General features: G+C 64.1%; 17 protein-coding genes and 1 pseudogene. 12 read left to right on the forward strand and 6 right to left on the reverse strand.

Going from position 1 to position 20,723, the window contains the following annotated elements; translation table 11 throughout:
• The 3 genes and pseudogenes from AC0KVN_RS10660 to AC0KVN_RS10670 all read right to left on the reverse strand — a co-directional run.
• Positions 1-259: pseudogene (locus tag AC0KVN_RS10660) on the reverse strand (hypothetical protein); the annotation flags it as partial.
• 70 nt (positions 260-329) lie between these two features.
• A complete protein-coding gene (locus tag AC0KVN_RS10665) occupies positions 330-1,463 on the reverse strand; it encodes an endo-1,4-beta-xylanase (RefSeq protein WP_435566935.1) in 1,134 nt (377 codons plus the stop codon).
• 125 nt (positions 1,464-1,588) lie between these two features.
• Complete coding sequence (locus tag AC0KVN_RS10670; RefSeq protein ID WP_435566936.1) at positions 1,589-4,921, reverse strand: autotransporter domain-containing protein; 3,333 nt, start codon at positions 4,919-4,921, stop codon at positions 1,589-1,591.
• A gap of 336 nt (positions 4,922-5,257) precedes the next feature.
• On the opposite strand from AC0KVN_RS10670, the gene AC0KVN_RS10675 reads away from it, so the two are divergent.
• Genes AC0KVN_RS10675 through AC0KVN_RS10685 form a run of 3 tightly spaced genes read left to right on the forward strand, consistent with a single transcriptional unit; the run spans position 5,258 to position 8,603 of the window.
• Positions 5,258-6,376 (forward strand): Ppx/GppA phosphatase family protein, encoded by a 1,119-nt coding sequence (locus tag AC0KVN_RS10675; protein WP_037490575.1) that lies wholly within the window; start codon positions 5,258-5,260, stop codon positions 6,374-6,376.
• Entirely contained in the window at positions 6,373-7,047 is a 675-nt protein-coding gene (locus tag AC0KVN_RS10680) for an RlmE family RNA methyltransferase (RefSeq protein WP_004208734.1), read from the forward strand. Before AC0KVN_RS10675 ends, AC0KVN_RS10680 begins: the two co-directional genes overlap by 4 nt.
• 47 nt (positions 7,048-7,094) lie before the next feature.
• Positions 7,095-8,603, forward strand: coding sequence for a YifB family Mg chelatase-like AAA ATPase (locus AC0KVN_RS10685; protein ID WP_435566937.1), 1,509 nt, complete (start codon positions 7,095-7,097; stop codon positions 8,601-8,603).
• A 4-nt stretch (positions 8,604-8,607) separates the two neighbouring features.
• Here AC0KVN_RS10685 and AC0KVN_RS10690 read toward each other — a convergent pair whose 3' ends face one another.
• From AC0KVN_RS10690 to AC0KVN_RS10700, 3 genes are all read right to left on the reverse strand, one after another.
• Positions 8,608-8,994 carry a bactofilin family protein gene (locus AC0KVN_RS10690; RefSeq protein ID WP_010337288.1) on the reverse strand — a complete coding sequence of 129 codons (387 nt, stop codon included), beginning with the start codon at positions 8,992-8,994 and terminating at the stop codon, positions 8,608-8,610.
• The gene (locus AC0KVN_RS10695) at positions 8,975-10,165 is read right to left on the reverse strand and encodes a M23 family metallopeptidase (protein WP_010337289.1); all 1,191 of its coding nucleotides are present in this window, start codon (positions 10,163-10,165) and stop codon (positions 8,975-8,977) included. Before AC0KVN_RS10695 ends, AC0KVN_RS10690 begins: the two co-directional genes overlap by 20 nt.
• Positions 10,166-10,332: 167 nt before the next feature.
• Positions 10,333-12,609: a putative bifunctional diguanylate cyclase/phosphodiesterase gene (locus AC0KVN_RS10700; RefSeq protein WP_435566939.1), complete on the reverse strand. Its 2,277-nt coding sequence runs from the start codon at positions 12,607-12,609 to the stop codon at positions 10,333-10,335.
• Positions 12,610-12,968: 359 nt separating this feature from the next.
• Here AC0KVN_RS10700 and rpsL point away from each other — a divergent pair, with 359 nt between their 5' ends.
• The 9 genes from rpsL (at position 12,969) to rplB (ending at position 20,722) form a co-directional block, all read left to right on the forward strand.
• Complete coding sequence (gene rpsL, locus AC0KVN_RS10705) at positions 12,969-13,340, forward strand: 30S ribosomal protein S12 (protein WP_004208728.1); 372 nt, start codon at positions 12,969-12,971, stop codon at positions 13,338-13,340.
• A 15-nt stretch (positions 13,341-13,355) separates the two neighbouring features.
• On the forward strand, positions 13,356-13,826 hold the full coding sequence (rpsG, locus tag AC0KVN_RS10710; protein ID WP_004208727.1) for a 30S ribosomal protein S7: 471 nt from the start codon (positions 13,356-13,358) through the stop codon (positions 13,824-13,826).
• 157 nt (positions 13,827-13,983) lie between these two features.
• Positions 13,984-16,056 carry an elongation factor G gene (fusA, locus tag AC0KVN_RS10715; RefSeq protein WP_004208726.1) on the forward strand — a complete coding sequence of 691 codons (2,073 nt, stop codon included), beginning with the start codon at positions 13,984-13,986 and terminating at the stop codon, positions 16,054-16,056.
• Between the two features lie 137 nt (positions 16,057-16,193).
• Positions 16,194-17,384, forward strand: coding sequence for an elongation factor Tu (tuf, locus tag AC0KVN_RS10720; protein WP_004208725.1), 1,191 nt, complete (start codon positions 16,194-16,196; stop codon positions 17,382-17,384).
• A 208-nt stretch (positions 17,385-17,592) separates the two neighbouring features.
• A complete protein-coding gene (gene rpsJ, locus AC0KVN_RS10725) occupies positions 17,593-17,901 on the forward strand; it encodes a 30S ribosomal protein S10 (RefSeq protein ID WP_004208724.1) in 309 nt (102 codons plus the stop codon).
• Between the two features lie 287 nt (positions 17,902-18,188).
• Positions 18,189-18,941: a 50S ribosomal protein L3 gene (gene rplC, locus AC0KVN_RS10730; RefSeq protein WP_004208723.1), complete on the forward strand. Its 753-nt coding sequence runs from the start codon at positions 18,189-18,191 to the stop codon at positions 18,939-18,941.
• A 3-nt stretch (positions 18,942-18,944) separates the two neighbouring features.
• A complete protein-coding gene (gene rplD, locus AC0KVN_RS10735; protein ID WP_004208722.1) occupies positions 18,945-19,568 on the forward strand; it encodes a 50S ribosomal protein L4 in 624 nt (207 codons plus the stop codon).
• Positions 19,561-19,875 carry a 50S ribosomal protein L23 gene (locus tag AC0KVN_RS10740; RefSeq protein ID WP_004208721.1) on the forward strand — a complete coding sequence of 105 codons (315 nt, stop codon included), beginning with the start codon at positions 19,561-19,563 and terminating at the stop codon, positions 19,873-19,875. The genes rplD and AC0KVN_RS10740 overlap by 8 nt, the downstream gene beginning before the upstream one ends.
• A gap of 10 nt (positions 19,876-19,885) precedes the next feature.
• On the forward strand, positions 19,886-20,722 hold the full coding sequence (gene rplB, locus AC0KVN_RS10745) for a 50S ribosomal protein L2 (RefSeq protein WP_004208720.1): 837 nt from the start codon (positions 19,886-19,888) through the stop codon (positions 20,720-20,722).
• Position 20,723 lies beyond the last annotated feature (1 nt).

The raw sequence follows: 20,723 nt of genomic DNA on the forward strand, positions 1-20,723 counted from the left end.
AATCGGCACTACCCGCCCGCTGCCGCCTCCTCCTGCGCCCAGTTGGACATAATCCGACGGTTCTTCGAGGTGTCCAGATGACCAGCACCAGTTCGGGGTCGAGCGAGATGACCGGCAGACCGGGCACGAAGGCGAGCAAGGTGCCGCCGGTCAGCAAGGCGACCGCCGGCGGCAGGCCCAGCCGATGCGCGGCATAATGAAGCGCGATGATCGCCAGCAGCATGGCCACCAGCAGTTCGAACAATTCCACCGGATGCATCGGCCTGGCCCCTGTCTGTCGATCGCCCTACCCTAATAGGGTCGCCGATCCTGTCCAGCGGTCCGCCCGATCATCGCACCGGACAGGCGGCGAGGGCGGTGGCGATGGCATCATAAAAGGGTTTGGGCCGCAGCGCATCGTCAAAGGGGTTGCCGCGCATGGGCAGGCCATCCGGGCGGCGGCTCTTGGTCGGATAGCTGTCGCGATTGAGATTGGAATAGCGATCGCTGAGGCCCCAGCAGATGATCTGGGAAACATTGCGATGGCTGAGCGTGATGTCGAGATAGCCCTTCACAAAGGCGGCGATTTCGGCATCGCGTCTGGCCGGCTCCTGGTCGCTCAGATGGCGGTCGGCGCAATCCAGTTCGGTGATCAGCACCGTCATGCCCATGGCGTCCAGTTCGGCAAGGAAGCGATTCCAGGCCCGTTCGTCGCGGCCGCGGCCGAGCGTGTTGCCCAGATGGCTCTGGATGCCGATAGCATCGACCGGCACGCCGCGCTTGAGCGCCTGTTCCAGCACGCGCAGCACGGCGTCGCGATGATCGGGATTCTGCTCCCAGCTCATATTGCCATTATAGACGCGCTGCGCATGGGGGGCATATTGCGCCATCAGTTGAAAGGCGAGGTCGAAGAAGCCCATGCCGAGGATGCGGGTGTAGATCGAGTTCTTCAATTGTCCGCTCTGGACGACGAACGCCTCGTTCACGCAGTCCCATGATTCGATCTGGGGGAAGGTGGTCGCAAGATAGCGGGCATGGTCGTTCATCAGGGCGATGAGCGGCGCGCCCCCCTTCTGCGCCAGCGCTGCCTCATTGGCGATCAGCCAGCCGGGCACCCGATCATCCTGGTTCCAGACGAATGTATGGCCCCGCGGCGACATGCGATGGCGGCTGGCGAAGCGCAGGACGCGTAGCGCCTTCGCCGGGTTGCGCTGACCCTCCTTGGCTTCGAGATATTTCCATTTGAAATTATTCTCGGCGGTCAGCACCGAACATTCCCGGACGATCAACTGGGCAAAGGCAGAATCGTCCAGATGGGTGGGCGATACGGCGGTGCCAAAGCGCAGGCCCCGGCTGCGGGCGATGGCGTCGAGTCCGGAAGGCGGCGCGACGGCCAGGCCGGGCGCGCAGGACAGGGCCGGGATGGCGCCCGCCGTCAGCGACAGCATGTGCCGGCGGGACAGGGGCGGGCCATGGTCTTTCATGCTGCATTTGTCCGAGCGGAGAGGCGCAGAGGCAATCGGTAATTGGCCCGAGGGGGCTGCCCGCAAAAAAAAAAGGGCCGCCCCATGCGGGACGGCCCAATGCTTCTGTTGCCGGGGAGTTGCTGTCAGAAGCGGAATTTGAGCGCGGCGCGATAGCTCTGATAGCTGAGGTTGCCGCGCCAGGCGGTGGTGTCGGCCGACAGGCTGATGTCGACATTGCCGGTGCTGAGGGTCAGGCCGCCGCCCACTTCGCCCCAATTCTTGTCCGACCCGCCCAGCGCGAAGGGCGCGAGCGATCCGGTGCCGCCGACGAAATTGGCCAGGAAATAGGCCGGCTGGTCGCGGAACTCATGGACATAATTGGCGGTCAGATAGGGCTTGAACCCGCCGACATCGATCTTCGCCGTGGCCCCCAGGCGCCCCTGCGCGCTCTGGATCGCATGGCGATGGATCACCAGCGCGGTGTCGCCGCCATATTCAGCGAGGTTGCCGCCGCTGATATAGGCGCCGCGCAGCGAGGCGCGCGGCGTGATGGTGAAGGCGTCGCCACCCAGCGGCGCGCCGATGCCGATCTCACCCGACAGGGCCAGTTGCTGGTCGCTGCCGCGCAGTGTGTAGGGGGTGGTGCCCACCGCAAAGGCGCGCTTGGTCTTGCTGGTGAGGGTGCCGGCGCTGCCGACGCCATCCAGAACGACGCCGCCCAGATCCCAATTGCCATAGACGGTGGCCTGGTACAGGCGGGCACGGGCGGTGTCGCCGATGCCGGTATTGCCCTTCAGTTCGCTATAGGAGGCGGCCAGGCCGATCACGGCATCGTCGCCGATCATCTTTTCGATGCCGGCCGCACCATACCAGCCGTCGAACTTGTCGCGGCCGGTGGTGATGGCGCCCCGCATCGGATCGCTCTTGCCGTCGATATAGCCGCCGGCGATGAAGGCGCTGACGTCATCGGGCAAGGCATTTTCCTGGGTGACGGTTTCGTTGCCGCCGCCCTGATCCATGCCCAGGTTGAGATTGTTCATGCTGAGCGCGGCGAACTGGAGCGGCTGACCGGTCATGGTCAGCGTGCCGCCCATGCTGCCGCCGCTGACGCGTGCCAGGCGGTCGCGATAGAAGCGGGCCATATTGTCGTTCAGCACCTCGGACATGGAGGTGCGGAGCGCTTCGGTGCGCGGCGCCATGGCTTCGAGCGACGCCTGGATCGCGGCGATGCTCAGCAGGTCGGCCTCACCATAAAGGGTGGCATAATTGCCGTAGAGGGCGCGGTTCTGATCGAGCAGGCGGGCGAAGCTGGTCTGCACCTGCGAGCCGCCATTGACGACGCCGGCATAGGTGCCGGCATCGATCGTGACGCTGACACTGTTGGCGCCATAGGTCAGCACGGGCTTCAGGATGGCGCTGATGTTGGTCGGTGTGTCGAACGTGCCTTCGACGCCGCCTTCCGCAGTCAGGAAGGTGTAGCGGCTGCCATAGCGCAGCTTGGCGCCGGTCGCCGCGCCGAAGACGACCTTGCCATCGACCGCCGCGACGCCTTCGACATCATCGGTGGCCTTGACCGCGAGCAGATCGGAACCGCTGCTGCCAAGGTCGACATGCAGTGTGCTGCCCGAGGAGAGGATGGTATTACCCTCGACCGTGAGCGTGCCGACCGTGCCGATGCCGCCAGGGGCAACCACGCCCATGATGTTGGTGAAATAGGGGGTGCGCAGCGTGCCCTTGCCCGAGAGCAGGCCCGAGAGCAGCAGATAGTCGCCCGGTGTTTCGACCGCGCCATCGACATTCACCACGCCGGCGAGATGATTGATGTCCATCAGGCTGGTGAGCGACCCGGCGCTGGTCACGTCGAGCGTCGAGCCGGTGCCCGAGATGGTGAAGCGATCGACGGTGGCGTCGATGTCGAGCGTGGTCTTGCCGGCGGCGCTGAGCGTGACGTCATAATAGCGACCGACGACGCCCTGCGCGGCGACCGGGTCGATATTGTTCGGCACGAAATTGGTGGCGCCGGGCAGGCCATTGGCCAGGGTCGCGGCGGGCAGGACGGCATCGCCCTCCGCCTGGGCCTCCACGATGGCCTCGTCCGCCAGGCTGGCGGCACCATCGGACGGGCTGCGTTCGGCGATCTCGACCTTGCCCTTGTTGTCGGCGACAGTCTTGCTGCCGCTGGTGGTGGTCGCGTCGGTCGCCTCGACCGGCTCGCCATTGATCAGCAGCGTGTCGGTGCCGACATCGTAACAGGCGTCGTCCGAGCCATCATTGGGCTGGTAGCAGACCTGGCCGAACTTCTGCGCATCATCCTCGCCAAAGGCGCCGGCGCCGGGCGTGGTCGGCACGCCGTTCACCAACGATCCGTTGCTGTCGATGATCATGTAATTGGGATCGAGCGCCGTCACCCAGTGGCTGGCGTCGCTCCATTTGCCGTCGCCGGCCTTGGCAGTGGCGTAGCGATAGGGATTATTCTGCGCGATCCAGTCCCAGAAGAGGTAGAGCGGTTGATAGAAGGCGGAGCCGCCATAAGAGCTTTGCGGCTGTTCCAGGAAGTAGCGGCTGCCGCCCGACAGGACGCCCAGCACCACCTTCTGGTCGAAGGTCTGGTCGAGGATCAGCGGGCCGCCGGAATCGCCGCCAGCGGTATTGCCTTCATTGGGAAGCGCATCGTCCTTGAAGACATTGAAGTCGAATTCGTTGGTCCGGGTCGGATCGTCGAAGTCGGTCTGGTAGAGATTCTGGGTGTAGCCACCGCCTTCGCCGAACAGGAAGATGTCGATATCGTCGAGCGAGCCGAGCATGCCGAGGAAATTCTCGGCCACCTTGCGGCGATAATCGATGCCATAGCTGTTGCCGGTGGTGCCGCTGCCGCTGCGGCCATAGCCGGTGATCGTCACATGATAGCCGGTGCCGGTCGTGTCGCTGATGCTTTCCGGCGCGGGCAGGGCGGAAAAGAGCATCGCCCAGGTCGGCACGTCGCTGGCCGGCGTGTCGAGCGTGGCCATCGCCGTGTCGCCATAGAGGAAGCTGAGCGCCGGCGGATCGAGCGAGTCCGGATTATAGGCGATATTGTTGACGTTATAGACGCTGAGCGCGGTGTTGGTGCGATAGCCGTTGCTGATCCAGTTGACGAGGCCGGGACGGGCGTTGCTCTGGAAGGCGAAGGCGACGGGAATGCCGTCATTCACTGTGCTGTAGGTGCTGGGGTCATAGTCATTGACGCAGTGGGCGGCGAAAATGACGGTGCGCGGATTGATCAGCGTGCCGGTGCAGACATAGCCGTCGGCGCGATACATGATGCCGACGCCGTTCACATCGGTGCCATCGACGATGTCGGCCGGCGTATTATTGTCGTTCGGCACGACGGCATGAGCCGCCGGTGCGATGCTCAGAGCGGACAGAGCGGCCGATGCCAAAAGGGCAGAACGACCGGCGCGTGCCAACAGGCCCGCGCCATTCTTACGAATGCGCATGATGTTAACTCCCGAAAGACCGTTGGCGAGGCTATGCAGCTATCAGGCGCAAGACAATTGCCCAAAAATGAAAGTTTCTGTCATGTATCCAAAAAGACACAATGTTATCTTTGCGTTATGAATATCCAGCCTTGATTGATTGATCCGGCGGTCATGCCGTTTTCTATGTTAACGGTATCGATTATGTAATTTATGCAAATGTAATGGGTTGAAGAAATGCCGGGGATTTTCGGCTTGTTTCCCGCCCACTTGCGGAAGCGGGCGGTTCCGCTTAAGCATGAAGGCAAGTTCCGATCGGATTTGCGCGGTCGGCGATTGATGAAGTGAGATACGGCCTTGGTGCAGCATAGCCGCCCATCGCCGCAGAGTTCCGGCCCGGTTGGCCGCGTTTCGGGCAAGTCCGCCCGTTCCGGTTCGGGTAATGGGAGCAAGGCTGCGGCCATTACGCCCCCGTCGAAGCAACGGGGCCTTTATCCCTACACGGCGCGTGACCGCCGATCCTATGCGGCAATCGATCTGGGTACCAATAATTGTCGTCTGCTGATCGCCAAGCCGTCAGCGGACGGGTTCATCGTGGTCGATGCCTTTTCCCGGATCGTGCGTCTGGGCGAGGGGCTGGCGGCTACCGGTCGGATCAGCGATGCGGCGATCGACCGGGCCATCGCCGCGCTGTCGGTCTGTGCCGACAAGCTGCGCCGCCGCCATGTGACGCTGGCGCGGTCGGTTGCGACCGAGGCCTGTCGGCGGGCGAGCAATGGCGCCGAATTCATCCAGCGCGTCTATCGCGAGACCGGGATCGCGCTCGACATCATCAGCGCACAGGAAGAGGCGCGGCTGGCGGTGCTGGGGTGCCATGCGCTGCTGGAAGAGGGCAATGGCCCGGCGCTGATCTTCGACATTGGCGGTGGATCGACCGAACTGGTGCTGGTTGATTCCCATTGCGACGGCGCGCCGCGCATCGTCGATTGGGTGAGCGCGCCCTGGGGCGTGGTGTCGCTGACCGAGAGTGAATTGTTCGACCATGCCAATCCGACCGAGCGGCTGGCCGCCTATGGCCGGATGCGCGCGCGCGTGGCCGAGGCGTTCGCGCCGCTCGCCCGTCGCCTGCCGCAGGGCGAAGCCGGCATCAGGCTGCTGGGCACGTCGGGCACGGTGACGACTTTGGCCAGCCTGCACCTTGACCTGCCGCGCTATGACAGGCAGGCGATCGATGGGTTGATCGTGCCGAGCAGTTCGATGCGCGCGATTTCCGAACGGCTGTCGACCATGGCGCTGGCGGATCGGCAACGATTGCCCTGCATCGGCACGGAGCGCGCCGATCTGGTGGTCGCGGGCTGTGCCATTTTGGAATCGATCCTCGACATCTGGCCGGCCGAGCGACTGGGCGTCGCCGACCGCGGCATTCGCGAGGGCATATTGCGCGGCCTGATGGACCGCCATGGAGCAACGACGTGAGGGGTTCTGGCGCAGGCAAGGTGCGGGTGAAATCCGCCAAGGGGCGCACCGCGCAGTCGGTGCGCTGGCTGGAGCGGCACCTCAATGATCCCTATGTCCACAAGGCCAAGCAGGAAGGCTGGCGCAGCCGCGCCGCCTTCAAGCTGATCGAGCTGGACGAGAAATTCCATTTCGTGAAGGGATCGCGCGCGGTCGTCGACCTGGGCGTGGCACCGGGCGGCTGGGCACAGGTGATCCGCAAGATGGCGCCCAAGGCGGCGGTGGTCGGCATCGATCTGTTGCCGGTCGATCCGATTCCGGGTGTCACCCTGTTCGAAATGGATTTCATGGACGACAAGGCGCCCGACCTGCTGCGCGAGGCGCTGGGGCAGGAGCCGGACCTGGTGATTTCCGACATGGCCGCCAATACCGTCGGCCATGCCCAGACCGACCATCTGCGCACCATGGGGCTGGTCGAGGCAGCGGCGGATTTCGCGGTGCAGAATCTGCGCAAGGGCGGCACCTTCGTCGCCAAGGTCTTTGCCGGCGGCACCGATGCCGAACTGCTGGCGGTGCTCAAGAAGCATTTCACCACGATCAAGCATGCCAAGCCGCCGGCGAGCCGCAAGGGCAGCGTGGAATGGTATGTCGTGGCGCAGGGATTCAAGGGACGGCCGGACGCGCAGGAATAGCAGGAGCAAGCGATCGGCCGCCTTCTCGGGGGAAAGGGGCGGGGCCTTTGGTAGCGACGGTTTCGACGGTGGCCTATCTGGGCCTGGAAGCGCGCACGGTCGAAGTGCAGTGCCAGCTTGTTTCGGGATTGCCCGCCTTCATCGTCGTCGGCCTGCCCGACAAGGCGGTGGCCGAAAGCCGCGAGCGGGTGCGCAATGCGATCGCCGCGATCGGCCTGTCGCTGCCGCCCAAGCGGATCACCGTCAATCTCTCCCCGGCCGACCTGCCCAAGGAAGGATCGCATTTCGACCTGCCGATCGCGATCGCGCTGCTGGGCGCGATGGGGGTGATCGATGCCGAGACGCTGGCGGGCTATATCGTCGTCGGCGAACTGGGGCTGGACGGCCGTACCGCGCCGTCGCCCGGCGTGTTGCTGGCGGCGCTGCATGCCGGCGAACAGGATCTGGGTCTGGTCTGTCCGGCCGCACAGGGGAGCGAGGCCGCCTGGGCGGGGCAGGTGGAGGTCGTGGCGACACCCGATCTCCTCAGCCTGCTCAATCATTTCAAGGGCGCGGCCGCGCTGTCGCCGCCCCAGCCCGGCGCGGTCGAGCCGCCGATGCGCACGGCCGACCTGCGCCAGGTGAAGGGGCAGGAAAGCGCCAAGCGCGCGCTGGAGATCGCGGCGGCCGGCGGCCATAACCTGCTGATGGTCGGGCCGCCGGGGGCGGGCAAGTCGCTGATGGCGAGCTGCCTGCCCGGAATATTGCCCGAGCTGACGCCGACTGAGGCGCTGGAAACGTCGATGGTCGCGAGCGTCGCCGGCACGCTGGAGGGCGGACGGATCAGCCGCGCCCGGCCGTTCCGCAATCCGCATCATAGCGCATCGATGGCGGCTCTGGTCGGTGGTGGCCTCAAGGCGCGGCCTGGCGAGGTCAGCATGGCCCATCTGGGCGTGCTGTTCCTGGATGAGCTGCCGGAGTTTCAGCGGGTGGTGCTGGATTCGCTGCGCCAGCCGCTGGAGAGCGGCGAGGTCAGCGTGGCGCGGGCCAACGCCCATGTCACCTTCCCGGCGCGGGTGCAGTTGATCGCGGCGATGAACCCCTGTCGCTGTGGCCATCTGTCCGACCCGGCGCTGGCCTGTTCGCGCGCGCCGCGCTGCGCCAGCGATTATCAGGCCAAGGTGTCCGGGCCGCTGCTCGATCGCATCGACCTGCATGTCGAGGTGCAGGCGGTGACGGCGGCCGATCTGGTGCTGCCGCCGCCGGCCGAGGGATCGGCGGAGGTGGCGGCGCGCGTCGCGGCGGCCCGCACGCTGCAGACTCGGCGCTATGCCGGCAGCAAGGTGCGGACCAATGCGGAGGTTGATGGCGAGCGGCTGGAGGATGTGGCCGGGCCGGACGAGGCCGGGCGGCAATTGCTGGCACAGGCCGCTGCCGCGATGAAGCTGTCGGCGCGCGGCTATACGCGGGTGTTGCGGGTGGCGCGGACGATCGCCGACCTGGCCGGCGCCGAGCAAGTCGGCCGGGTGCATGTGGCCGAGGCGCTGAGCTACCGGCGGCGCGCGCCGGTCAACTGAGCGCTCAGGCTGCGCTGTCGCTGGTGATGAGCTTGAGGTCGGCGGCCGCGACCGGGCCATTATCCTTGTGGGCGAAGCGGCCTTCGACCCGGCTGCCGGCTTCGATCGTGATCCGCTCGTAGGTCACGTCGCCGGTGATGCGGGCGGTGCTTTCGACCACCAGTTCCTCGGCGCTGATCGATCCGTCGACCAGGCCCGCAAGGCGGGCGCTCTGCGCGGTGACATGGCCGATGATGCGGCTGTCGGGGCCCTGGACCAGCGCGGCGCAGCGAATGTCGCCGTCGATCACGCCATCGACATGCAGGTCGACGGTCGCGGCGAGATTGCCGGTAATCGTCACGTCGCTGCCGATCAGCGAGAAGGGGGTGTGCTTAGCCCCGGTTGCCGACATCGGCGAGACGGGCCGTGGCGATTTGCTGGACTTGGAGAACATCTTTGCGGGCCTCGAGGAAACGGCGGGGATTGATGGGATCGCCGTTGACGCGCACCTCGAAATGAAGATGCGTGCCGGTCGAGCGGCCGGTGGAGCCCATGCGGGCGATCTGGTCGCCGCGCGCGACCTGCTGGCCGACACGGGCATTGAAGCCGGACAGGTGGGCGTAGCGGGTCATGATGCCATTGCCATGGGTGACTTCCACGACATTGCCGTATCCGCTGCGCTGGCCGACATAGCTGACCTTGCCGGGGGCAGCGGCCAGAATCGGCTGGCCATAGCGGCCGGGAAAGTCGAGTCCGGCATGGAAGGCGGCGTGGCCGTTGAACGGGTCACGGCGATAGCCATAGGAGCTGCTGAGCATCGGCGTGCCGGTCGGCTGGCCCGATGGAATGCGCAGCAGGCTGGTTTCCAGAAATTCCATGCGCGACAGGGCGGTGGCGAGCTTTTCCAGCTCGGCCGGCATCGCATCTTCGTCCCCATGCCAGGGCACGAACGGGCCACCCTGGGCGCGGGCCGCGTTGCGGGCGAGCGCGTCGGGATTGAGGCCGAAGCTGCGGATCGCGGCGGCCGCCTTCTGCGCGCGGGCTTCCACCGCACCGGTCAGCAGGGCGGCAAAGCGGCGCTGGCGGGCGTCGACCTGCATCAGCGGCGCGGCTTCGGGCGCCATGCTGATCTTGGCGTCGAGCTTGCCCTGGCCGGCCTTGTCCGTGGCGGCGTCCGCCTTGCCGACCGGGGCATTGGCCGCGGCATCACCGGGTTCGCCGAAATGGGTCTTGTAGAGATCGTCGATGAAATCCTGGCGCGCTTCCAGGTCATGGGCGAGGTCGTTCACAGACTTGCGATAGCCGTCGACCTTGCGTGCCTTGCTGGCGACGGCCGCACCCTTGGCGTCCAGCATCGCCCGGTCATGGGCGACGGCGGCGCTGCTGGCGAGCATCGATATGGTGACCGCGCCCCAGCCGACCAGGCCGGTCGACAGGATGCCGAGGGCCATGAGCTGGGCGCGCTTGGAAATGCGGATGAACTTTACCTGGCCGCCCGAGCGCAGGAAGATTTCCCGCTCCGGGCACAAGGCACTGAGCCTGGCCCAGAGGGTGGCGACCCCCTTCTTCTTGCGCTGCGACAATTGCGACCCCGTAACTATTTATTTCGGTGAGTCGGGCCGGTAGCAAAAGAAGATCGGACGCGCGAATCCACAGCCGCGGACTCGTGACGAGTCGAAGCTAAACCGGGACGAAATGATCTTCGTCCCATTTGGTTCCCTGGCTTTGAAAATATTTTTCGCGATCCGCTTCAGCTTCGGCGGGCGAAGCGGGAGGGCTCAAGAAAGCTGGGTAATTGCGATGCCGGAACGGCAGCGCTCCAATAATAGCCCTGGCCATAATGGCAACCACCTGATCGCAAATATTCCAGTTGTTCAATCGTTTCGACGCCTTCGGCGACGGTCTTCACGCCCAGGCTGTAGGCGAGATTGAGCACGGTGCGCACGATGGCGGCATCATCCGGGTCGGTTTCCAGGTCGCGGACAAAGCCCTTGTCGATCTTGATGACGTCGATCGGAAACTGCTTGAGGTGGGACAGCGAGGCGTAGCCGGTGCCGAAATCGTCGAGGGCGATGGCCATGCCCGCCTGGCTGAGGCGCTGAAGATTGCGTTCCACCACATCGACATTGCGGCCGAGGAAGACGGATTCGGTGACTTCCAGTTCGATCCGGCGCGGTTCGACATCGGCATGGGCGAGGCGGGCGAGCAACCGGTCGGGGAAGGCGCGGTCATGCAGTTCGACGCCGGGGACATTGACCGCGACATGGCCGAAATCGATGCCGGCGCTGATCCAGCCCCGGCAATCGGCCAGCACCTGATCGATCATCCGCTCGGTGATCTTGCGGCTCAGTTCGGGATGTTCGAAGGCGGCCACTATCTGGTCGGGCATCATCAGCGTGCCGTCCGGACGGACGCAGCGCAGCAGCGCCTCGAAACCGATGACGCGGCCATCCTGCAGGTCGACCTTGGGCTGATACCAGGGCACGGGCTGGGCATGGGCGAGCGCGTCGCGGGCCCGTTCCAGCATCCGCGCCTCGGTCTGCCAGCTTTCCAGCAGGCCGGGTTCGAACAGGCAGGCACGTCCGCGTCCGCTATTCTTCGCCTCATACAGCGCGATGTCGGCATGCTTCATCAGGTCGATCATGTCGCCGGCATGATCGGGATAGAGGGCGACGCCCATGCTGACGCGGCAATCAATGTCCCGCCCGCCATGGCGCAGCGGCATGTGCAGGCGCGCGATCATGCGGCTGAGGATGGTGTCGAGATCGGCCAGGCCGCGCAGGCGGGTGAGGATGACGGCGAACTCGTCGCCGCCCATGCGGGCGATCATGTCGGCGGGGCGTACCGAGTCGCGCAGCCGTTCCGCCACGGCGCATAGCAGGGCGTCGCCGGCATCATGGCCGGCGCTGTCGTTGATCCGCTTGAATTCGTCGACGTCGATCAGCACGACCGCCATCTGGCCGCCGGATCGTTCGGTCGACTGGGCCGCCTGCATCAGGCTGGCCATGAAATGGGATCGGTTGGCGAGGCCGGTCAGGGCGTCGGTCATCGCCAGATGGGCAAGATGGCGTTCGGCCTGCTTGCGGTCGGTGATGTCGACGATGCTGGCAAGGATGCATTGTTCGCCGGCGAGCAGGATCGGGCGGGCGCCCAGCAGGACATCGCGGATGATGCCTTCGTCATTGGCGAGGCAGCATTCGTCATTGTCGATGCTGTCGCCCCGCGTCAGCCGATCGAGCAGGCGCAGCGGCGGGGCATGGTCGACGATCAGCGCCAGTCGGGCGACATCGTCCGCGGTGCCCAGGTTACGTGCGGCGGAATCGTTCATGCGCAGGACGGTGCCGTCGTCGCGGATGACGATCAGCGGCAGCGGCACGGTCATGAACAGCCGTTCGAGCGCTTCGCCATTGGCGGCGAGGGCGACGCGGGCGGCCTGCGCGTCCTGGCTGGCGGTCCATTCCAGCCGCTGCAGCCGGTTGGTGCGGGCGATCGCGATCCACATGCCGCAATGAAGCATCAGCACCGCCATGATCATGCCGGGCATGGTCGGTGATAGAGGGGCGGGGGCCAGATAGCCGATCAGCAGGGCGACGCCGCAGCCCAGGCCGCCGCCGACATTGCCGCGGAAGCTGGTCGGCACCACCAGGTAGAAGACGAGCGGCAGCATCACCAGGACGAAGATGGCGATGTCGCTGCGTGAGGAGACGAGGAAGGCGACGCCGATGGCGGTGACGCATTGCCAGGCGAAACAGATGCGTTCGACCGCCTTGAAGCTGTGCATGTAGCGGCACAGGCCCAGGCTGACGAGCGACCAGAAGACCACGACCAGGCGGGCGGGCACCGCGACCCAGAAATGGGCCGTGCCGGCAAAGCGCCAGTCGCTCAGCAGGAAGAGGGTGTTGAGCAGCGCCGACAAGGCGAAGAGCAGATGGGCATGGCGCCGCGATTCGGGCAGTCGATCGGCCTGGAAGGCGGCCTCCCGTTCCGGGCTGTGGAATTCGCCGCTAATGCGGGAAAGTGCAATCACGACTGGTCCATCTGGATATGGGGGCTGCGGGGAAAGATCCCATAATCTGCAGCATGTTAGCAAAATACTAAAAAGTCATTCACTATGTCGCGCGCGCATCTCCGCGCGCCTTCGGGCGCCGTGCTTGACCCTTCCGTCCCCCGTCGCTATAGGGCCGCTGCCCCGCGCTATGCGTCTGGAAGACTCGTTTTCCCGTCGCTTTCCGGGGCAAGCACTAGAGCTGAACATTATCGGCTGTCCCTGCGGCTCCGGGCGGATCTTGTCCGTCGGGGGCCTTTGCCGTTCGGAATTTTCGTGATTCCGGCCGGTCAGGAACGCAGGTGGCGTCCGGTAAAGTAACTGAAAAGGTGAAGGGCTTCATGCCAACAATCAACCAGCTGGTCCGCAAGGGCCGCGAACTGCAGAAGACCAAGTCCAAGGTCCCTGCGATGGATGCGAACCCGCAGAAGCGTGGCGTTTGCACCCGTGTCTACACGACGACCCCGAAGAAGCCGAACTCGGCTCTCCGTAAGGTGGCGAAGGTGCGTCTGGTCAACCAGCGCGAAGTCATCACCTACATCCCGGGTGAAGGCCACAACCTCCAGGAACACAGCGTCGTGCTGATCCGTGGCGGCCGTGTGCGAGATCTTCCGGGCGTGCGCTATCACGTTCTTCGCGGCGTTCTGGATACCCAGGGCGTCAAGGATCGCAAGCAGAGCCGTTCGAAGTACGGCGCCAAGCGTCCGAAGTAAGGGGAGAACAGTAATATGTCACGTCGTCGTCGCCCCGAAAAGCGCGTTATCCTGCCGGATCCCAAGTTCGGTGATATCGTGCTGTCGAAGTTCATGAACAGCATCATGCAGGACGGCAAGAAGGCCGTCGCCGAGTCCATCGTTTACGGTGCGCTCGACACTGTCGAAGCGAAGTCCAAGAAGGACCCGATCGGCATGTTCCATGACGCGCTGAACAATGTGAAGCCCGGCATCGAAGTCCGCAGCCGCCGCGTCGGCGGTGCGACCTACCAGGTCCCCGTCGAAGTGCGCCCCGAGCGCGCCCAGGCGCTGGCGATCCGCTGGCTGATCACGGCTTCGCGCAACCGCAGCGAAACCACCATGGCTGCCCGTCTGTCGGGTGAACTGCTGGACGCTGCCAACAACCGCGGCAATGCCGTCAAGAAGCGCGAAGATACGCACCGCATGGCGGAAGCGAACCGCGCCTTCTCGCACTACCGCTGGTAACAGCAGGGCGGGCGCTTATGTGCCCGCCTTGTTATTTGGTTTCCAAAATCGGTCCGTTCGCCGTGGGTGGCTACCCATGGCGAGCGGATTGGTTTAGGGGCCACGCGCAGAATTAACGAATCCCCAACCGCCGGCGCGCCGGCAACGGAGAAGCATCATGGCCCGCAGCCATCCGCTCGAACGCTATCGCAATTTCGGTATCATGGCGCACATCGACGCCGGCAAGACCACCACGACCGAGCGTATCCTTTACTACACCGGCAAGTCCTACAAGATCGGCGAAGTCCATGACGGCGCCGCGACCATGGACTGGATGGAGCAGGAGCAGGAGCGTGGTATCACCATCACCTCGGCTGCAACGACCTGCATCTGGAACGACCACCGCCTGAACATCATCGACACCCCCGGCCACGTCGACTTCACCATCGAAGTCGAACGCTCGCTGCGCGTGCTCGACGGTGCGGTCGCCGCGTTCGACGGCGTTGCCGGCGTTGAGCCGCAGTCGGAAACCGTGTGGCGCCAGGCGGACAAGTACAAGGTTCCGCGGATGTGCTTCATCAACAAGCTCGACCGCACCGGTGCCGACTTCTATTATTGCGTGCAGACGATCATCGACCGTCTGGGCGCGACCCCGGCCGTCCTGTATCTGCCCATCGGCGCAGAGTCGGACTTCAAGGGGCTGGTCGACCTGGTCGAGAACCGCGCGATCATCTGGAAGGATGAGAGCCTGGGCGCCGAATTCTACTATGAAGAAATTCCGGCCGACCTCGCCGACAAGGCTGCCGAATATCGCGAAAAGCTGATCGAACTTGCCGTCGAGCAGGACGATGCTGCGATGGAAGCCTATCTGGAAGGCAATCTGCCCGACACCGCGACCCTCAAGAAGCTGATCCGCAAGGGTACGCTGGGTCATGCCTTCGTGCCGGTGCTGTGCGGTTCGGCGTTCAAGAACAAGGGCGTTCAGCCGCTGCTCGACGCCGTCGTCGACTATCTGCCGAGCCCGCTCGACATCGAAGACGTCCAGGGCGTCAAGATGGACGGCGAAACCCCCGACAGCCGTCCGACCTCGGACGACGCGCCCTTCTCGGGCCTGGCGTTCAAGATCATGAACGACCCGTTCGTCGGCTCGCTGACCTTCCTGCGCATCTATTCGGGCACCCTGACCAAGGGCACCTACCTGAACTCGGTGAAGGACAAGAAGGAAAAGATCGGCCGTATGCTCCTCATGCATGCGAACAGCCGTGAAGACATCGACACCGCCTATGCCGGCGACATCGTCGCGCTGGCCGGCATGAAGGAAACCACCACCGGTGATACGCTGTGCGCCGAGCGCCAGCCGATCATCCTGGAGCGGATGGAATTCCCCGAGCCGGTCATCGAACTGTCGGTGGAGCCCAAGACCAAGGCCGACCAGGAAAAGATGGGCGTTGCCCTCAACCGCCTGGCCGCCGAAGATCCCTCGTTCCGCGTCTCGACCGATCACGAATCGGGCCAGACTATCATCAAGGGCATGGGCGAACTTCACCTCGAAATCCTGGTCGACCGCATGAAGCGCGAGTTCAAGGTCGAGGCGAATGTCGGTGCGCCGCAGGTGGCCTATCGCGAATATCTCAAGAAGGCCGTCGACGTCGACTACACCCACAAGAAGCAGTCGGGCGGTACCGGTCAGTTCGGCCGTATCAAGGTCAAGCTGACCCCCGGCGAGCGTGGTTCGGGCTTCGTCTTCAAGGACGAGATCAAGGGCGGTAACATTCCCAAGGAATATATCCCCGCGATCGAAAAGGGCATGCGCGAAACCGCTGCCACCGGTTCGCTGATCGGCTTCCCGATCATCGACTTCGAAGTGCTGCTCTATGACGGTGCGTACCATGACGTCGACTCGTCGGCGCTGGCGTTCGAAATCACCGGCCGCGCCGCGATGCGCGAAGCGGCGCAGAAGTCGGGCATCACCCTGCTCGAGCCGGTCATGAAGGTCGAAGTCGTGACCCCGGAAGAATATCTGGGCGACGTCATCGGCGACATGAACAGCCGTCGTGGCCAGATCCAGGGCACCGATACGCGCGGCAACGCGCAGGTGGTCGAGGCGATGGTCCCGCTGGCCAACATGTTCGGCTATGTGAACTCGCTGCGTTCCTTCACCCAGGGCCGCGCGAACTACTCGATGATCTTCTCGCACTATGACGAAGTGCCGCAGAATGTTGCGGACGAAGTCAAGGCGAAGATGGCCTGACGAGTTTCCCTGTCCGGGCCGTGCAATCGGCTCGGATAGGGGCTGGTAATCTGTGAATATGCTGCTATGGACGCGCCTTCGCGAGGCGCGGCCGAGCGGTCAGACCCAAGCTGATTTTGATTAGAAGGTAGGATAAAATGGCTAAGGCTAAGTTTGAGCGGAATAAGCCGCACTGCAACATCGGCACCATCGGTCACGTTGACCATGGTAAGACCTCGCTGACCGCGGCGATCACCAAGGTTCTCGCCGAAACCGGCGGTGCGACCTTCACCTCGTACGACAACATCGACAAGGCTCCCGAAGAGCGCGAGCGCGGCATCACCATCTCGACCGCCCACGTCGAATATGAGACCGAAGCCCGTCACTACGCGCACGTCGACTGCCCGGGTCACGCTGACTACGTCAAGAACATGATCACCGGTGCCGCCCAGATGGACGGCGCGATCCTGGTCGTTTCGGCCACCGACGGCCCGATGCCGCAGACCCGTGAGCACATCCTGCTCGCCAAGCAGGTCGGCGTTCCCCAGCTGGTCGTGTTCATGAACAAGGTCGACCTGGTCGACGACGCTGAAATCCTCGAGCTGGTCGAGCTGGAAATCCGCGAGCTGCTGAGCTCGTACGACTTCGACGGCGACAACATCCCCGTCATCGCCGGTTCGGCTGTCGCTGCCCTGCAGGACAAGACCCCGGAAATCGGCCACGACGCCGTTCTGAAGCTGATGGCTGCCGTCGACAGCTGGATCCCGCAGCCCGACCGTCCGGTCGACAAGCCCTTCCTGATGCCGATCGAAGACGTGTTCTCGATCTCGGGTCGTGGTACCGTCGTGACCGGCCGCGTCGAAACCGGCATCGTCAAGGTTGGTGAAGAAGTCGAAATCGTCGGCATCAAGCCCACCAAGAAGACCACCGTCACCGGCGTCGAAATGTTCCGCAAGCTGCTCGACCAGGGCCAGGCCGGCGACAACATCGGTGCGCTGATCCGTGGCGTGGGCCGTGAAGAAGTTGAGCGTGGTCAGGTTCTGGCCAAGCCCGGCTCGGTTACCCCGCACACCGAATTCGACGCTGAAGTCTACGTGCTGTCGAAGGAAGAAGGCGGCCGTCACACCCCGTTCTTCGCGAACTATCGTCCGCAGTTCTACTTCCGCACCACCGACGTGACCGGCGAAGTGATCCTCCCCGAGGGCACTGAGATGGTCATGCCTGGCGACAACGTGAAGCTCGGCGTCAAGCTGATCGCTCCGATCGCCATGGACTCGGGTCTGCGCTTCGCAATCCGTGAAGGCGGTCGTACCGTCGGCGCAGGGGTTGTCGGCACGATCTCGAAGTAATATAGGACCGCAGCGGCGCGAATCGCCCGATTCGCGCCGCTGAAGTTTTTTACCCGCCCCGGATCGCCTTTCTCCGGCTCGAATGAGCTAGAAGGGCAAGACGGGGCGGATATTTTTTTTGTTGGCGTGTTTTTGTAAATCAACGGCTGCTCCGGCTGATTCATGAAAATGCGCTGGTTATTGGCTCTTTCGCATCGGTACAGGAACAATGGACAGCAACATCCGCATTCGCCTTAAGGCGTTCGATCATCGCGTGCTCGATCAGGCGACCGGCGACATCGCCGAAACCGCCCGCCGCACCGGCGCCCTCATTCGCGGTCCGATTCCTCTTCCGACGCGCATCGAAAAGTTCACGGTCAACCGTGGTCCGCACATCGACAAGAAGTCGCGCGAGCAGTTCGAAGTCCGCACCTACAAGCGTATGCTTGACATTGTGCAGCCGACGCCGCAGACGGTCGACGCGCTGATGAAGCTGGACCTGGCTGCCGGCGTGAACGTCGAAATCAAGCTGGCCTAAGGTCGGCAAGTCCCCGCCTTCCGCAAGGTAGGCGGGGTATCGGGTATTCTGTTCCTCTTCTCTGGAGAGGCGGAAGCTCAAACGACACAAGGGATACCGCACGGCCCGCCGGTGAACCGGCCAAGGCGCGTGGTCCTGGTCCCCCGTCGCCTTTCCCGAGAGGGATCGGCATCCAACCCGGACGGGGTGATCTATACATTGGGTTGGGCCGCGAAGCAGAGATGCTGAGCGGTTTTTTCGTTGGATACGCCCGCTGCTATGGCGGGCCTCTATGGGAGTAATCAGTGATGCGCACTGGCGTGATCGCTAAGAAAGTCGGGATGACCCGCCTGTTCCAGGACGACGGACGTCACGTCCCCGTCACGGTCCTCAGCCTTGAGGGTACGCAGGTCGTCGCACGTAAGGAAGTCGAGCGCGACGGTTATGTCGCCCTTCAGCTGGGCGCTGGCGTTGCCAAGGCCAAGAATGTCGCCAAGCCGCAGCGCGGTCACTTCGCCAAGGCGGAAGTTGAACCGAAGGCGCGTCTGGTCGAATTCCGCGTCGCCGAGGATGCGCTCCTCGACGTCGGCGCCGAAATCGCCGCTGACCACTTCGTCGCTGGCCAGCTGGTCGACGTTGCCGGTCACACCCAGGGTAAGGGCTTTGCCGGTGCTATGAAGCGCTGGGGCTTCGGCGGTATGCGCGCCACCCACGGCGTGTCGATCAGCCACCGTGCGCATGGTTCGACCGGTAACCGTCAGGATCCGGGCCGCGTCTTCAAGAACAAGAAGATGGCCGGTCACATGGGTGATCGCGAGCGGACCCAGCAGAATCTCGAGATCGTCCGCACGGACGTCGAGCGTGGTCTGCTGTTCGTCAAGGGTTCGGTTCCGGGCGCCAAGGGCACCTGGCTGACCGTCAGCGACGCCGTGAAGGTTCCCCGTCACGCCGACGCGCCCTATCCCGCCAGCCTGAAGCAGGCTGCAAACAGCAATGCCGCGCCGGCCGAGACGCCCGCGGAAGCGGCCGCTCCCGAAGCGACCGAAGGCCAGGAGGGCTAAACCATGAAGGTCAATGTACAGACCCTCGACGCCGCAGCTGCCGGTGAGCTGGAACTCAACGATGCCGTTTTCGGCCTCGAGCCCCGCGCCGACATTCTGCACCGCGTCGTCACCTGGCAGCTCGAAAAGCGTCGTGGCACTGCCCGCGGCACGCGCGAGCGTTCGGATGTCGCTCGTACCGGCAAGAAGTTCGGTCGCCAGAAGGGCGGCGGTACCGCTCGTCACGGCGATCGCCGCGCTCCCGTCTTCATCGGCGGTGGTAAGGCTCACGGTGCCCGCGTTCGCGACTTCAACCCCTCGCTGAACAAGAAGGTTCGCGCGCTGGGTCTGAAGATGGCGCTGTCGTCGAAGGTCAAGGATGGTTCGCTGATCATTCTCGACAATCTCGACGTTGCCGAAGGCAAGACCAAGGCGCTGGTCGCCAACCTGGCCAAGCTGAACCTGAACAAGGTTCTGTTCATCGACGGCGACGCCGTGAACGTCAGCTTCGCCAAGGCTTCGGCCAACATCGTCGGCGTCAACCTGCTGCCGGCCGTTGGTGCCAACGTCTACGACATCCTGAAGGCCGACTCGCTGGTGCTCACCCGCGCCGCGGTCGAAAAGCTGGAGGCCCGTTTCAATGGCTAAGAAAGAAGCCGCGACCGTGGACAACCGTCACTTCGACGTCGTTGTCGCGCCGGTCATCACCGAGAAGTCGACCCTTCTCTCGGAAAACAACGCCGTTGTTTTCCAGGTCGCCAACGACGCATCGAAGCCTGAGATCAAGGCTGCCGTCGAGGCGCTGTTCGGCGTGACCGTCAAGGCGGTCAACACGCTGGTGCAGAAGGGCAAGGTCAAGCGCTGGAAGGGCAAGCCCTACAAGCGCAACGACGTGAAGAAGGCGATCGTCACGCTGGCCGAAGGTCAGTCCATCGACGTCACCACCGGTATTTGAGGCGAGATAGATGGCACTCAAGCACTATAATCCGACGAGCCCGGCCCAGCGCGGCCTGATCCTCGTCGACAAGTCGAGCCTGCACAAGGGCAAGCCCGTCAAGGCGCTGACCGAAGGCAAGCGCAAGACCGGTGGTCGTAACAACAAGGGCCATGTCACTTCGCGTGGTATCGGTGGCGGTCACAAGCAGCGCTATCGTATCATCGACTTCAAGCGTCGCCTGTGGGACGTTGAAGGTACGGTCGAGCGTCTGGAATATGACCCCAACCGCACCGCCTTCATCGCGCTGGTCAACTATCCCGACGGCACGCAGGCGTACATCATTGCGCCGCAGCGTCTGGCTCCCGGTGACAAGGTCATCGCGGGCAAGAAGACCGACGTGAAGCCGGGCAATGCGATGGAACTGGGTCAGATGCCGGTCGGCACGATCATCCACAACATCGAGATGAAGCCGGGCAAGGGCGCGCAGCTCTGCCGTTCGGCAGGCACCTATGCCCAGCTGGTCGGTCGCGATCGTGGCATGGTCATGGTGCGTCTGTCGTCGGGTGAGCAGCGCTACATCCGTTCGGACTGCATGGGCACCGTTGGCGCCGTGTCGAACCCCGACAATGGCAACACCAACCTTGCCAAGGCTGGCCGCAACCGTTGGAACGGCATCCGTCCTCTGACGCGCGGTGTTGCGAAGAACCCGGTCGATCACCCGCATGGTGGTGGTGAAGGCCGGACCTCGGGCGGCCGTCACCCGGTCACCCCGTGGGGCAAGCCGACCAAGGGTGCGCGCACCCGTCACAACAAGGCAACGGACAAGTTCATCATCCGTAGCCGCCACGCGAAGAAGAAGAGGTAAG

It is taken from the genome of Sphingobium sp. SG1 (genome assembly GCF_057063145.1).